We start from the raw sequence: 12,962 nt of genomic DNA, 5'->3' as shown, positions 1-12,962 counted from the left end.
GTGTAACATGTTTTTAAAAAAAATTGATACAATTCTACGAATACCTACACAGGTTGTCTGATAAATTGTTAAAGAACAACAGCAGTGCTATCTTAACTTTGTTATGTCTGTTAGTCAAGTTTTTAATTATTATTAAATAATAGTATTATTTAATAATAATTTATATTTGTTTTAATATTTTAAATAATTTTGCAGTATTTGGCATTATTCCATGCCACAGTTGAAATGCATGTGCTGCTTGATAAATTAACATACCTAATCCATCAGATAAACAACTACAACCATTTTGGCTGCACCAATATAAAAAAGGTGTTAATTCTTTTTGATAAAACATATCATAGCAATATATTTGCTTATGTATTAGAGCAATAGGTAATTTTGGTATTTGTCCACTAGAACCGCTAGAAGTAGCATTAATAATTAAATCAAATTTTTTACTGTCTAATTCATAAATACTACATACATTAATTTTACCATGATATTTAAAGTGCTTAGCTAATTCTATCGCACGAGTTTCAGTACGGTTGGTTATTGTTAATGTAGATCCTAAAAGTAAAAGAGGAGCAATAATTCCTCTAGCTGCACCACCAGCACCTATTATAAGAATTTTATCTTTTGCTTTAAGCATTCTAAGTCTTTGAAGATCGCTTAATAAGCCTATACCATCAGTATTATCTCCCAAAATTTTATTATTAATTTGTTTTTTTAGTGTATTAACAGCACCAGCAAGATGGGCTCTTTCACTAAGCTCATCAGCAAATTGATATGCTTGCTGTTTAAACGGTAAAGTTACATTCGCTCCTAAACCACCCTTAGCAAAGAAATTAGAAATTGATTGTAAAAATCCATCAGTAGGAGCACAGATACATCCATAAGTATGTTTGATACCTGTTTGTTTAGCAAATTCATTATGAATTAATGGAGATTTGCTATGGTGTATTGGATTACCAAAAACTGCAAATTTAAACATGAATTATCCCTGACGTATTATATCTCCAGTGATAATATTTCGAATTTCAGATGGACGTTTCCTACCACAAGTATTACCGAATAAAATTGGAAATGATTGACCAAATTGTTTTATAACTTCTTGAGGCGTATAACAAGGAGTACGATTTGCAATATTAGCACTTGTTGATATTATTGGTTTACCAAATTTATTGCAAAGTTCTTTGACATTCGGGTGATTAGTAACCCTAACAGCCAACGAATTAAATCTTCCAGTTAACCATTTATATGTTTGTGGTACAGTTGGTACAACAAAAGTTGTAGGTCCAGGCCAATAAGAGAACATATGTTTACGTTGAATTGATGAAATTTTATAATCTGCAATATATTTTTTTAATTGGTCATAATTTTCAGCTATTAAAATAAAACCCTTATTTATTGAACGATTTTTAAGAAGAATTAATTTCATTACTGCAATTTCGTTTTCAGGATCACACCCAAATCCAAATACTGCTTCAGTTGGATAAATAATTATACCACCTCGATTAAGTTCTTCTATACAATTTTGAATTGAATTAAAAAAAATTTTTTTAATCATATAATATGAGTCTAATTTTAAAAAATTATATAATATATTATTTTTCATGATTTATATACATTAACATAAATAGAATATATACAATTTTTATTTAAAATTATCTATAGAGAAAAAACACATCAACAAATATCTATGATTTATAGAATTTAATTACATACAGTATTTTTAGTATTATTTTTTTAAAAATACCTTTTAATTAAACAAATTAAATTTAAATAAATTTCAATTATTTATAACATAAGTATTATTGATTGTTTAGAAATTTATATATAAAATATCATCTTTTATCAATTAATTTAAAAATTAGTGTATTATGCTACTTTTAGAATTAAATAGTAATTGTTCTACTTCTTGAAAAGCACTTTCACATCCTGGAATATTAAATAAGACCATTAATACTAACCATTTTAAATCCTCTAATTTAAATTCATGGTTGTCTAGTGCCATTACACGATCAATTACCATTTCTCTAGTTTCTAAATTTAGGATTTTAATTTGTTCTAAGAAGAGCAAAAACCCCCTACTTTCGATATCTAATCGTTTTTTTTCTTCATCAGCATATATACGCATAGATAAAGAATTATTATTGATTAACATAGGTGAAATAAATTTTTTTTGATATGAAGATAATTGTTCTAGCCATTTCAAAGCATTATATACATCTTCACTGTAAAAACCAATATCTTTTAGGTGATCTTTTAGTTTATTTTCATCTATATTTTTACCTAATCTGCTATTATATATATATGTTTCAAATAAGTAAATAATAACATCAAACATATCATGCCCTCCTTAACTGGACATATATACCGAATATTAATAATTTTAATAAACATAAAAATATATAATATATTGTCCGGTATATTCAGTAATAAAGTTAGCACGCATACAGTATAAAATTACATTCATATAAAAAACAATCATTACTATTGTTTACATAAAATTATACGATAAATAACTTGTTTTGTATGTAAATATGATATTTAATCTGTTATATTTTTATTTGATATGATTGTTTATAATAATTTACTATTAATAATTAAATTATAATAATTATTTTATAAAATTTTTTTGTTACTTTTTTTTAAATATAATATAATTATTATTATTTGCTTTATATTTCACATTAAATTCTTTACAATCATTAATGTTTTATACAATAATTAATTAAATGTATAACAGAAAATTTAAAAACTTTAATAAACTATAAAAAATGATAAATTTATGCCAGTTTTGCCTTTGCTATATTTTCCAGATATTCGTTTGAGACAAAAAGCGTTGCCAGTTCAAAATATAAAAGAAATTCAACTTGTTATAGATGATATGTTTGAAACTATGTATGCCAATAATGGTATTGGTTTAGCAGCCACTCAAGTAAATATTCATCAACGAATTATAGTTATTGATATTTCCGAAAGCCGTAAAGATAAACTAGTTTTAATTAATCCAGAGTTATTAAATCAAACCGGTAAAACCGGGATAGAAGAAGGATGCTTATCAATTCCAAAACAGCATGCGTTTATATCAAGATCTGAATTTATTACAGTGCACTCATTGGATCGTTATGGTAATTTTTTAAAAATAGAAACTAGAGATCTATTATCAATATGCATACAACATGAAATAGATCATTTAAACGGTAAACTTTTTATTGATTATTTGTCTCCATTAAAACGTGCAAGAATTAAGACTAAGTTAGAAAAACTTTCTAAGTTAGAAAAAAATAAAAAAAAGATAATGACATGATAAATTTGGCTAATACAATTGAAAATTATTTTTGCTGGCACATCTAAGTTTGCTGTATCTTATCTTAACTATATTATTAAATCTGATCATCAGGTAATAGCTATATTTACTCAACCTGATCGTCCAGCTGGAAGAGGACAAAAGTTAACTGCAAGTCCAGTTAAAATCTTTGCTCAAAATAAAAATATTCCATTTTTTCAACCAGATTCACTTAATTCAAAACAATATGAAGAAATAATTGCCAATTTGAATGCAGATATAATGATTGTAGTAGCTTATGGACTAATTATTCCAGTTAATATTCTTAATATCCCATATTTAGGATGCATTAATGTTCATGCTTCTTTACTACCTAGATGGCGTGGTGCAGCACCTATACAGAGAGCAATTTTAGCTGGAGATAAAAAAACTGGAATAACACTTATACAAATGAATGAAGGATTGGATACAGGAAATATACTATATCAAATTGAATGCGATATTAGTTCACAAGATACCTCTTTAACATTGTCTGATAAACTATCACAATTAGGATTAAAGGGTTTAATCAGTACATTATTTAAATTATCTAATAATATAAATTGTTCTATAAAACAGGATAAAAAATTAGTTACTTATGCTAAAAAAATTAATAAAAAAGAAGCAAAACTTAATTGGATGCTTTCAGCAGAAACATTAGATCGTTGTGTTCGTGCTTATAATCCATGGCCAATAAGTTTTTTTTATATTAAAAATAAATTAATTAAAGTTTGGAAAGTGAATGTATTAAATGACATGTCTATTAGATATACAAACCCAGGAGAGATTATTAACATCACGCATAAAGGAATTCAAGTTAATACTTCTATAGGGATACTTAACCTGATTTGTATACAATTTGAAGGTAAAAAACCAATGTTAATTAAAGATTTAATCAATTCTCATTATGAATGGTTTATACCTGGTAGTCAATTACAATAATCAATCAATGATAAAAGAGTAAAAAACCCATCTAATAATGAGTTTTTACTCTATTTTATTATAAACTGAAATTATCACCCATCAGTTTTTGTCTGAATATTTTTTGGACGATCAATTAACTCAATATATGCCATTGGCGCTTTATCGCCGGGACGAAAACCACATTTTAAAATACGAGTATAACCACCACAACGATTTATAAAACGTGGACCTATTTGCTTAAATAATTTTGAAACAATTTCATTATCACGAATGCAAGAGAAAGCCATGCGACGATTAAAAACGCTATCATTTTTAGCAAGAGTAATTAAAGGTTCAACAATACAACGCAATTCTTTAGCTTTTAGTAAAGTTGTTTTGATAATTTCATGACGAACTAAAGAAGCAGTAATATTACGGAACATAGCTTTACGATGGCTTTCATTCCTATTTAATTGACGCCCGCTTTTACGATGGCGCATGATTTTATCCTTTTAAAAAAATTAATTTTACCATAATTACTCGTCTATGATACTTTCAGGTGGCCAATTTTCAAGTCTCATACCAAGAGATAAACCACGTGAAGCTAAAATATCTTTGATTTCAGTAAGAGATTTTTTACCTAAATTTGGTGTTTTAAGCAACTCAACTTCAGTACGCTGTACTAAGTCGCCAATATAATGAATAGTTTCCGCTTTTAAACAATTGGCAGAACGAACAGTTAATTCTAAATCATCAACAGGACGTAATAAAAGAGGATCAAATTCTGGTTTTTCTTCTTTTATTTCAGGTTGACGTAAATCCTGTAAATCAACAAAAGCTTCTAACTGTTCTACTAAAATAGTTGCAGCTCGACGAATTGCTTCTTCAGGATCTATTGTTCCATTTGTTTCCATATCAATAATTAGTTTATCTAAATCAGTACGCTGTTCTACACGAGCTGCTTCAACATTATAAGATATACGGTCTACAGGACTATAACAAGCATCAACCAAAAGTCTACCAATAGGACGTTCATCTTCTGTACGAATACGATTAGAAGCTGGTACATAACCACGACCACGTTGGATTTTTATCCGCATGTTAATAATAGCGTTTTTATCCGTTAAATGACAAATTATGTGTTGAGGCTGAATAATTTCTACATGGTTATCACGTGTAATATCTGCTGCAGTTACAGGACCAATACCAGATTTATTTAAAGTAAGTATAACTTCATCTTTCCCTTGAACTTTTACTACCAGTCCCTTAAGATTTAATAAAATTTCTAGGACGTCTTCCTGTACTCCTTCTTTAGTACTATATTCATGTAATACACCATCAATTTCAACTTCTGTTACTGCATAACCTGGCATTGACGAAAGTAAAATACGACGAAGTGCATTTCCAAGAGTATGGCCAAAGCCACGCTCTAATGGTTCAAGAGTTACCCTAGCTTGGGTTGAACTAAGTTGTTCAATATCTACCAGGCGTGGTTTTAGAAATTCTGTTACAGAACCCTGCATTATATCCTCTCTTTGCTACCAAACTTTATTTAGAATAAAGCTCAACAATCAGGTGTTCATTAATATCTGTAGATAAATCATCACGTTTGGGAAAACGTTTAAAAATACCTTCCATCTTTTTTATATCTACTTCTAGCCAATTTGGATTTTCATTTTGCTCAGATATTTCTAAAGCAGCTTTAACACGAGATTGTTTTGTAGCTTTATCACAAATTCTAATAACATCATTTGAATATACCTGATAAGAAGCAATGTTAACGAAACGGCCATTTACTAAAACAGATTTATGACTTATTAACTGACGAGCTTCTGCACGAGTAGCTCCAAATCCCATACGATAAACCACATTATCTAAGCGACTTTCTAAAAGAACTAATAAGTTTTCACCGGTATTACCTTTCAAACGTGCGGCTTTTTTATAATAATTACGAAACTGACGTTCAAGAACACCGTAAATACGACGAACTTTTTGTTTTTCACGCAATTGACCACCATAATCAGACAAACGTGGTTTACGTACACCATGCTGACCAGGGGCTTGTTCAATTTTGCATTTAGAATCAATCGATCTAACACCGGACTTAAGGAATAAGTCAGTACCTTCACGTCGGCTCAGCTTGAGCTTAGGCCCTAAATATCTTGCCATTGTTTTCTCCAGCTATTCTATAAAATAAGTGCTTATACACGACGTTTTTTTGGCGGACGACAACCATTGTGAGGAATGGGAGTCATATCAACAATATTCAAAATTCGGAAACCAAATGTATTTAAAGCACGAATAGTTGATTCGCGACCTGGACCAGGACCTTTTACCATAACTTCTAAATTTTTAATGCCATAATCTTTTACTGCTTCTGCACAACGTTCTGCAGCTACTTGAGCTGCAAAAGGAGTAGATTTACGTGAACCACGAAAACCTGATCCACCTGCTGTTGCCCAACCAAGTGCGTTACCTTGGCGATCAGTAATTGTAACAATAGTATTGTTAAAAGAAGCATGGATATAAGCCACACCATCTAAAATTTGTTTTTTTACGCGCTTGCGTGTACGTGCTAGTGCCTTTGCCATTTTTAATTATCTCGATTATTTCTTTATTGGTTTACGAGGACCTTTGCGTGTACGTGCATTAGTTTTAGTACGTTGACCACGAACCGGAAGACTACGACGATGACGTAAACCACGATAACATCCTAAATCAATCAATCGCTTAATACTCATATTAACTTCACGGCGTAAATCACCTTCAATAACAAACTTAGCAACTTCATCACGTAATTGATCTATTTGTTTTTCTGATAATTCACTTATTTTAATATTTTCACTAATACCAGTAACAGCACAAATTCTTTTAGAACGAACTTTACCAATACCAAATATTGCAGTTAATGCCATAACAGTATGTTTTTTATCAGGAATATTTATTCCTGCTATACGAGCCAATTTTTTCTCCTATAAATTTATAATTAATTAATTTTTTAATTAAACGTGATTTAAACTATGCTACATATCTTATGTATAAGTTTTAAATATCAACATATTAACCTTGACGTTGTTTATGTTTAGAATCAACTGTACAAATTACACGAACAATACCATGACGACGAATAATTTTACAACTCCGACACAACTTTTTAACAGAAGCACGAACTTTCATTAGATATTATTCCTCTATATAAATACATAACATCTTTTTAATTGGATCCTTTAAGGTTGGCTTTTTTCAGTGCAAGATCGTACTGGTTTGTCATCATTAATGTTTGTATTTGTGACATAAAATCCATAATAACTACAACTACAATCAGTAATGATGTTCCACCAAAATAAAACGGTACTTTCATAAAAATACGCATAAATTCGGGAACAAGGCAAATAAAAGTTATATAAAAAGCGCCTACTAAAGTTAAACGTGTCATTACCTTATTAATATATTTTGCTGTTTGTTCTCCTGGACGAATACCAGGTATAAAAGCACCGGATTTTTTTAAATTATCTGCTGTTTCACGAGGATTAAAAACTAACGCTGTATAAAAAAAACAGAAAAAGATAATTGCACTAGCATATATTAATACATAAAATGGTCTCCCTGGTTGTAAATACAACGAAACTGTCGTTAACCATTTACAATGATTATTGTTCCCAAACCATGATGCCATAGTTGCAGGAAATAGGATTATACTAGAAGCAAAAATAGCAGGAATAACACCAGCCATATTTACTTTTAACGGTAAGTGAGTACACTGTGCTGCATACATACGACGTCCTTGTTGACGTTTTGCATAATTTGCTAATATACGACGATGACCACGTTCAATAAAAATCACAAAATATGTTATTGCAAATATAAATAGTAAAATTAATAACAATAGAAAAACATGTAATTCACCTTGTCTTGCTTGCTCAATAGTATGTCCTATTGCTGGTGGTAAGCCCGCAATTATTCCTGCAAAAATAATAATAGAAATACCATTACCAATACCTTTTTCGGTAATTTGCTCACCTAACCACATTAAAAAAATAGTGCCTGTTACTAAACTTATAATGGCTGTTATATAAAATGGCAAACTAGGTTTCAATAATAAATTGTGTACACCTAACATATTTGGTAAACCAGTAGCGATACCTATTGATTGAATTATCGCTAATATTAAAGTGCAATATCGTGTATATTTATTAATTTTACGACGACCTGCCTCTCCTTCTTTTTTAACTTCTGATAATGAAGGGTGCACTATAGTTAATAATTGAATAACAATTGATGCAGAAACATAAGGCATAATGCCTAATGCAAATATAGAAGCCCGACTTAATGATCCGCCAGAAAACATATTAAACATATCAATTATTGTTCCGCGCTGTTGTTCAAGTATTTTTGTAAATATCTTTGCATCAATACCAGGAATTGGAATAAAAGAACCAATACGAAATACAATTAAACTAAGCAATAAAAACAATAGTCTATATTTTAATTGACTTAAACTATTTTTGGTATTTTTGAAATCTAATCCCAAGTGTTTTGTCATTTAGTACTTAATCCTCAACTTTTCCACCTACATCTTCAATAGCTTTTCGAGCACCTTTAGTAACATTTAAACCACAAATTGTTTTTGGTATAGAAATGCTACCAGAACAAATTATCTTAACAGATGTGATATGGCTGCTAATAATATTAAAGTCTTTTAATGTATTTAAATTTATAATATTATCTTTAACTTTAATCAAATCAATAAGACGAATTTCTTTATGAAGAAATTTTTTTCTAGATATAAAACCAAATTTTGGCAAACGACGATAAATTGGCATTTGACCACCCTCAAAACCACGATTAATATTACCTCCTGAACGGGATTTTTGACCTTTATGACCTCTACCACATGTTTTGCCAAAACCAGAACCTATACCACGACCTACACGTTTTTTAACACGTTTAGATCCTAAAGCTGGAGATAAAGTATTTAAGTGCAAATTGTTCATTTTTTATTTATTTTAACCATATATGAAATAACATTAATCATCCCACGTATAGATTTGGTATCTTCACGTTCAACAGTATGACCAATATGACGTAAACCCAAACCAATAAGAGTGCTTTTATGACTAGGTATACGACCAATGGAACTACGCACTTGAGTTATTTTTATCATTTTATCCATTGTTACCCCATTTTTTCTATTAACTTACTTTTTTGTAATGATATACCACGTTTAGCGGCAATTACTTCAGGAGAACTCATGTTACTTAAACCCTTCATAGTAGCACGAATTACATTAATTGGATTAGTAGAACCATAAGTTTTAGCAAGAACATCATAAACACCAGCAACTTCAAGTACAGCTCTCATTGCACCTCCAGCTATAATGCCAGTACCTTTTGAAGCTGGTTGCATAAAAACTTTAGAACCGGTATGGTTACCTTTAACAGAATGTTGTAAAGTACCATTATTTAGTATTACACTAATCATATTACGTCTTGCTTTTTCCATTGCTTTTTGAATTGCTGCTGGAACTTCACGTGCTTTACCATATCCAAAACCTACACGACCATTACCATCACCTACTACAGTTAACGCAGTAAAAGAAAAAACACGACCACCTTTAACAGTTTTAGATACGCGATTTACAGCAACTAATTTTTCTTGTAACTCACCTGTTTGTTTTTCGATATTTGCCATATTAAATACCCATTAAAACTGCAGCCCTACTTCACGAGCAGCATCCGCTAATACTTGGATACGACCATGATACTTAAAACCAGATCGATCGAAAGAAACACTGGTAATACCTTTTTTTATTGCACGTTCTGCAACAACTCTGCCTACAATAATGGCAGCTTTTTTATTACCAGTATATTGAATTTGTTCATTAATAATTTTTTCTAATGTAGAAGCAGCAATTAAAACCTTAGAATCTTTTGAGTTAATTACCTGTGCATATATATGACGAGGAGTACGATGTACAACTAAACGAATAGCACCTAACTCCCTGAGCTTATATCTTGTATTTTTACCACGGCGAATGCGAGCGGATTTTTTATTATTCATGAATATTACCTTACTTCTTTTTAGCTTCTTTTATACGTACCTTTTCATTGGAATAACAAATACCTTTACCTTTATAAGGTTCAGGAGGACGATAAGAACGCAAGTCAGCAGCTACTTGGCCTATTAATTGCTTATCAGCACTTTTTAAAACAATTTCAGTCTGATTTGGACATTCTGCAGAAATACCAACTGGTAATAAATGATTTATAGTATGTGAAAAACCTAAAGATAAAGTTATTATATTATTTTTAACAGATGCACGATATCCTACACCAACTAATTGTAGTGTTTTAATAAAACCATCATTTACTCCAATAATCATTGCATTGATTATTGAACGCGATGTACCTGCTTGTGCCCAACCATCAATAAAATTTTTATATGGATTAAAAGTCAAAGTATTGTCTATATGTTTTATTTCAACAGCATTATTTATAACGCGATTCAGAGTTCCATTTTTACCTTTTATTGAAATTAATTGACCATTGAGTGTTATCTTTACACCAATAGGAATAATAATAGGTGTTTTAGCAATACGAGACATCAAATCCTCCAATTATGCTACATAACAGATAATTTCACCGCCTAGACCTATATGACGTGCCATGCTGTCACTCATAACACCTTGAGATGTAGAAATAACAGCAACACCCATGCCATCCATTATTTTTGGAAGCTCATCTTTTTTCTTATATACACGTAAACCTGGTCTACTCACTCTATGAATTTTTTCTAAAACTGGTTTACCTTTAAAATACTTTAAAGTAAGTTCTAATTGTATATTAGAATCACCGATAATTTTAAAATCCTCAATATAACCTTCTTCTTTAAAAACTTTAGCAATTGACAATTTTAACTTAGAAGCAGGCATACTAATAGTATTCTTATAAGAAGATTGACCATTACGTATTCTAGTTAGCATATCAGCTATAGGATCTTGCATACTCATTAATTTTCTCCTTTAATCTTACTAGGTTTTATTACCAACTAGCCTTTTTAAGGCCTGGAATATCACCACGCATTGCTGCTTCCCTAACTTTTATACGACTTAATCCAAACTTACGTAAAAAACCCCTAGGCCGACCTGTTTGACGGCAACGATTACGTTGACGTGAAGGACTGGAATCACGAGGAAATCCTTGCAATTTTAAAATAGCATCCCAGCGAATTTTATCCGAAATATTAATATCAGAAATTAATACTTTAAGTTTATTACGTTTTATAAATAATTTATCTGCTAATTTTATACGTTTAATTTCTCTTGCTTTCATCGATTGTTTAGCCATATAGTTAATTACCTTGATTATTTACGAAATGGAAAATTAAATGCTGTAAGCAACTCCAAACCTTCATTATCAGATCTTGCAGTGGTGCTAATAGCAATATCTAAACCACGAATACGATTCATTGTATCGTAACTAATTTCAGGAAATATAATTTGTTCACGTATACCTATATTATAATTACCAAAACCATCAAATGATTTAACAGATAAACCACGAAAATCACGAATACGTGGTATAACAACAACAATTAACCGTTCAAAAAACTCCCACATCCGTTTCCCACGTAATGTCACTTTACAACCAATAGAATACCCTTGACGAATTTTAAACCCAGCAACTGATTTTCTCACCTTAGTAATGAGTGGTTTTTGTCCTGAAATTGCTATTAAATCTGATATAGCACTATCTAAAAATTTTTTATCAGTAACTGCTTCTCCTACACCCATATTTAATGTAATTTTCTTTATCTGAGGTACTCGCATGACAGATTTGTAGCCAAACTTTGTCATTAGTTTCTGGGCTACCTCATTTTTATAATAATCATGCAATTTCGACATAATTCTACTCCAACTTACTTAATAACTTCATTACTAGACTTAAAGAAACGAACTTTTTTCCCATCTTCAAATCTAAAACCTATACGGTCCGCCTTACCTGTATTTACATTAAAAATAGCAACATTTGAAATTTGGATTGCAGCTTCTTTTTCAAAGATACCACCTGGTTTATTAAGTGATGAAATAGGTTTTTGATGTTTTTTTATTAAATTAATTCCATCCACAATAATTTTACCAGAAATTAAAACATTTTTAACTTTGCCTCTTTTACCTTTTTCTTTACCAGTCAAAATAATAACTTCATCGTTACGACGAATTTTCGTTGCCATTATTTACCCCAATTTAAAGCACTTCAGGTGCTAAAGAAATAATTTTCATGAATTTTTCAGTACGAAGTTCATGTGTTACTGGTCCAAAAATACGTGTACCAACTGGCTGTTCATTATTATTATTTAAAATAACACAAGCATTACTATCAAAACGAATTATGGAACCATCCTGTCGACGAACACCTTTCTTACTACGAACTACGACTGCTTTTAAAACCTCACCTTTTTTCACTTTACCACGAGGAATAGCTTCTTTAATAGTAATTTTAATTACATCACCAATTTTTGCATAACGACGATGTGAACCACCCAAAACTTTGATACACATTACACTTCGAGCACCGGAATTATCAGCAACACTCAATATAGTTTGTTCTTGGATCATTGTTAAATGCTCCATAAATATATTAGTTAATTAATATTTAAATATTAACAATTATTAACTTATCAATATAATATACTAATTATGGAAAAAAATGAACGACCCTCTGGAGCCGTTCATCTATATTATAGATTC

Annotated in this window: 22 protein-coding genes; 2 read left to right on the top strand and 20 right to left on the bottom strand. The window is 30.3% G+C overall.

Annotation, left to right across the window (positions count from 1 at the left end; translation table 11 throughout):
* Positions 1-160: 160 nt before the first annotated feature.
* The 3 genes from aroE to CRV12_RS02855 all read right to left on the bottom strand — a co-directional run bounded on the left by aroE (position 161) and on the right by CRV12_RS02855 (position 2,326).
* Entirely contained in the window at positions 161-970 is an 810-nt protein-coding gene (gene aroE, locus CRV12_RS02865; RefSeq protein WP_136131136.1) for a shikimate dehydrogenase, read from the bottom strand.
* Between the two features lie 3 nt (positions 971-973).
* Positions 974-1,546, bottom strand: coding sequence for an L-threonylcarbamoyladenylate synthase type 1 TsaC (gene tsaC / locus CRV12_RS02860; RefSeq protein WP_136131135.1), 573 nt, complete (start codon positions 1,544-1,546; stop codon positions 974-976).
* Between the two features lie 303 nt (positions 1,547-1,849).
* Positions 1,850-2,326, bottom strand: coding sequence for a DUF494 family protein (locus CRV12_RS02855; protein WP_136131134.1), 477 nt, complete (start codon positions 2,324-2,326; stop codon positions 1,850-1,852).
* 444 nt (positions 2,327-2,770) lie between these two features.
* On the opposite strand from CRV12_RS02855, the gene def reads away from it, so the two are divergent.
* Together def and fmt are read left to right on the top strand one after the other, a co-directional pair.
* The gene (def, locus tag CRV12_RS02850; protein ID WP_136131133.1) at positions 2,771-3,292 is read left to right on the top strand and encodes a peptide deformylase; all 522 of its coding nucleotides are present in this window, start codon (positions 2,771-2,773) and stop codon (positions 3,290-3,292) included.
* Positions 3,293-3,304: 12 nt separating this feature from the next.
* Positions 3,305-4,252: a methionyl-tRNA formyltransferase gene (gene fmt / locus CRV12_RS02845; RefSeq protein ID WP_241973770.1), complete on the top strand. Its 948-nt coding sequence runs from the start codon at positions 3,305-3,307 to the stop codon at positions 4,250-4,252.
* Between the two features lie 74 nt (positions 4,253-4,326).
* Here fmt and rplQ read toward each other — a convergent pair whose 3' ends face one another.
* From rplQ to rplN, 17 genes are all read right to left on the bottom strand, one after another.
* Complete coding sequence (gene rplQ, locus CRV12_RS02840; protein WP_136131131.1) at positions 4,327-4,713, bottom strand: 50S ribosomal protein L17; 387 nt, start codon at positions 4,711-4,713, stop codon at positions 4,327-4,329.
* A gap of 36 nt (positions 4,714-4,749) precedes the next feature.
* Entirely contained in the window at positions 4,750-5,736 is a 987-nt protein-coding gene (locus tag CRV12_RS02835; RefSeq protein WP_136131130.1) for a DNA-directed RNA polymerase subunit alpha, read from the bottom strand.
* A gap of 25 nt (positions 5,737-5,761) precedes the next feature.
* The gene (gene rpsD / locus CRV12_RS02830; RefSeq protein ID WP_136131129.1) at positions 5,762-6,382 is read right to left on the bottom strand and encodes a 30S ribosomal protein S4; all 621 of its coding nucleotides are present in this window, start codon (positions 6,380-6,382) and stop codon (positions 5,762-5,764) included.
* 32 nt (positions 6,383-6,414) lie between these two features.
* Positions 6,415-6,804, bottom strand: a complete 390-nt coding sequence (rpsK, locus tag CRV12_RS02825) for a 30S ribosomal protein S11 (protein ID WP_136131128.1) — start codon at positions 6,802-6,804, stop codon at positions 6,415-6,417.
* A 15-nt stretch (positions 6,805-6,819) separates the two neighbouring features.
* Positions 6,820-7,176 carry a 30S ribosomal protein S13 gene (gene rpsM / locus CRV12_RS02820; RefSeq protein ID WP_136131127.1) on the bottom strand — a complete coding sequence of 119 codons (357 nt, stop codon included), beginning with the start codon at positions 7,174-7,176 and terminating at the stop codon, positions 6,820-6,822.
* Between the two features lie 97 nt (positions 7,177-7,273).
* Positions 7,274-7,390 (bottom strand): 50S ribosomal protein L36, encoded by a 117-nt coding sequence (rpmJ, locus tag CRV12_RS02815; RefSeq protein ID WP_136131126.1) that lies wholly within the window; start codon positions 7,388-7,390, stop codon positions 7,274-7,276.
* Between the two features lie 37 nt (positions 7,391-7,427).
* Positions 7,428-8,756, bottom strand: coding sequence for a preprotein translocase subunit SecY (gene secY / locus CRV12_RS02810; protein WP_136131125.1), 1,329 nt, complete (start codon positions 8,754-8,756; stop codon positions 7,428-7,430).
* Positions 8,757-8,763: 7 nt separating this feature from the next.
* The gene (gene rplO / locus CRV12_RS02805) at positions 8,764-9,198 is read right to left on the bottom strand and encodes a 50S ribosomal protein L15 (protein ID WP_136131141.1); all 435 of its coding nucleotides are present in this window, start codon (positions 9,196-9,198) and stop codon (positions 8,764-8,766) included.
* 5 nt (positions 9,199-9,203) lie between these two features.
* Entirely contained in the window at positions 9,204-9,386 is a 183-nt protein-coding gene (gene rpmD, locus CRV12_RS02800; RefSeq protein ID WP_136131124.1) for a 50S ribosomal protein L30, read from the bottom strand.
* Between the two features lie 2 nt (positions 9,387-9,388).
* On the bottom strand, positions 9,389-9,904 hold the full coding sequence (gene rpsE / locus CRV12_RS02795; protein ID WP_136131123.1) for a 30S ribosomal protein S5: 516 nt from the start codon (positions 9,902-9,904) through the stop codon (positions 9,389-9,391).
* Between the two features lie 12 nt (positions 9,905-9,916).
* Complete coding sequence (gene rplR / locus CRV12_RS02790) at positions 9,917-10,273, bottom strand: 50S ribosomal protein L18 (RefSeq protein WP_136131122.1); 357 nt, start codon at positions 10,271-10,273, stop codon at positions 9,917-9,919.
* 10 nt (positions 10,274-10,283) lie between these two features.
* The gene (rplF, locus tag CRV12_RS02785; protein WP_136131121.1) at positions 10,284-10,817 is read right to left on the bottom strand and encodes a 50S ribosomal protein L6; all 534 of its coding nucleotides are present in this window, start codon (positions 10,815-10,817) and stop codon (positions 10,284-10,286) included.
* Positions 10,818-10,829: 12 nt separating this feature from the next.
* Positions 10,830-11,222 carry a 30S ribosomal protein S8 gene (gene rpsH / locus CRV12_RS02780; RefSeq protein ID WP_136131120.1) on the bottom strand — a complete coding sequence of 131 codons (393 nt, stop codon included), beginning with the start codon at positions 11,220-11,222 and terminating at the stop codon, positions 10,830-10,832.
* A gap of 31 nt (positions 11,223-11,253) precedes the next feature.
* Positions 11,254-11,559, bottom strand: a complete 306-nt coding sequence (gene rpsN, locus CRV12_RS02775; RefSeq protein WP_136131119.1) for a 30S ribosomal protein S14 — start codon at positions 11,557-11,559, stop codon at positions 11,254-11,256.
* A 17-nt stretch (positions 11,560-11,576) separates the two neighbouring features.
* On the bottom strand, positions 11,577-12,116 hold the full coding sequence (gene rplE / locus CRV12_RS02770) for a 50S ribosomal protein L5 (RefSeq protein ID WP_136131118.1): 540 nt from the start codon (positions 12,114-12,116) through the stop codon (positions 11,577-11,579).
* Positions 12,117-12,130: 14 nt separating this feature from the next.
* Positions 12,131-12,445, bottom strand: coding sequence for a 50S ribosomal protein L24 (gene rplX, locus CRV12_RS02765; protein WP_136131117.1), 315 nt, complete (start codon positions 12,443-12,445; stop codon positions 12,131-12,133).
* A 13-nt stretch (positions 12,446-12,458) separates the two neighbouring features.
* Positions 12,459-12,830, bottom strand: coding sequence for a 50S ribosomal protein L14 (gene rplN / locus CRV12_RS02760; protein ID WP_136131116.1), 372 nt, complete (start codon positions 12,828-12,830; stop codon positions 12,459-12,461).
* Between the last annotated feature and the right edge of the window lie 132 nt (positions 12,831-12,962).

It is taken from the genome of Candidatus Pantoea edessiphila (assembly GCF_002933315.1).
In the GTDB taxonomy this organism is placed as follows: Bacteria; Pseudomonadota; Gammaproteobacteria; order Enterobacterales; family Enterobacteriaceae; genus Pantoea_C.
This window is presented reverse-complemented; position numbering and strand designations above follow the sequence as displayed.

Bases quoted from the DNA above. Each gene is read 5' to 3' on its own strand.
- aroE (WP_136131136.1), bottom strand. From the start codon at position 970: ATGTTTAAATTTGCAGTTTTTGGTAATCCAATACACCATAGCAAATCT.
- tsaC (WP_136131135.1), bottom strand. From the start codon at position 1,546: ATGATTAAAAAAATTTTTTTTAATTCAATTCAAAATTGTATAGAAGAA.
- CRV12_RS02855 (WP_136131134.1), bottom strand. From the start codon at position 2,326: ATGTTTGATGTTATTATTTACTTATTTGAAACATATATATATAATAGC.
- def (WP_136131133.1), top strand. From the start codon at position 2,771: ATGCCAGTTTTGCCTTTGCTATATTTTCCAGATATTCGTTTGAGACAA.
- rplQ (WP_136131131.1), bottom strand. From the start codon at position 4,713: ATGCGCCATCGTAAAAGCGGGCGTCAATTAAATAGGAATGAAAGCCAT.
- CRV12_RS02835 (WP_136131130.1), bottom strand. From the start codon at position 5,736: ATGCAGGGTTCTGTAACAGAATTTCTAAAACCACGCCTGGTAGATATT.
- rpsD (WP_136131129.1), bottom strand. From the start codon at position 6,382: ATGGCAAGATATTTAGGGCCTAAGCTCAAGCTGAGCCGACGTGAAGGT.
- rpsK (WP_136131128.1), bottom strand. From the start codon at position 6,804: ATGGCAAAGGCACTAGCACGTACACGCAAGCGCGTAAAAAAACAAATT.
- rpmJ (WP_136131126.1), bottom strand. From the start codon at position 7,390: ATGAAAGTTCGTGCTTCTGTTAAAAAGTTGTGTCGGAGTTGTAAAATT.
- secY (WP_136131125.1), bottom strand. From the start codon at position 8,756: ATGACAAAACACTTGGGATTAGATTTCAAAAATACCAAAAATAGTTTA.
- rpmD (WP_136131124.1), bottom strand. From the start codon at position 9,386: ATGGATAAAATGATAAAAATAACTCAAGTGCGTAGTTCCATTGGTCGT.
- rpsE (WP_136131123.1), bottom strand. From the start codon at position 9,904: ATGGCAAATATCGAAAAACAAACAGGTGAGTTACAAGAAAAATTAGTT.
- rplR (WP_136131122.1), bottom strand. From the start codon at position 10,273: ATGAATAATAAAAAATCCGCTCGCATTCGCCGTGGTAAAAATACAAGA.
- rplF (WP_136131121.1), bottom strand. From the start codon at position 10,817: ATGTCTCGTATTGCTAAAACACCTATTATTATTCCTATTGGTGTAAAG.
- rpsH (WP_136131120.1), bottom strand. From the start codon at position 11,222: ATGAGTATGCAAGATCCTATAGCTGATATGCTAACTAGAATACGTAAT.
- rpsN (WP_136131119.1), bottom strand. From the start codon at position 11,559: ATGGCTAAACAATCGATGAAAGCAAGAGAAATTAAACGTATAAAATTA.
- rplE (WP_136131118.1), bottom strand. From the start codon at position 12,116: ATGTCGAAATTGCATGATTATTATAAAAATGAGGTAGCCCAGAAACTA.
- rplX (WP_136131117.1), bottom strand. From the start codon at position 12,445: ATGGCAACGAAAATTCGTCGTAACGATGAAGTTATTATTTTGACTGGT.
- rplN (WP_136131116.1), bottom strand. From the start codon at position 12,830: ATGATCCAAGAACAAACTATATTGAGTGTTGCTGATAATTCCGGTGCT.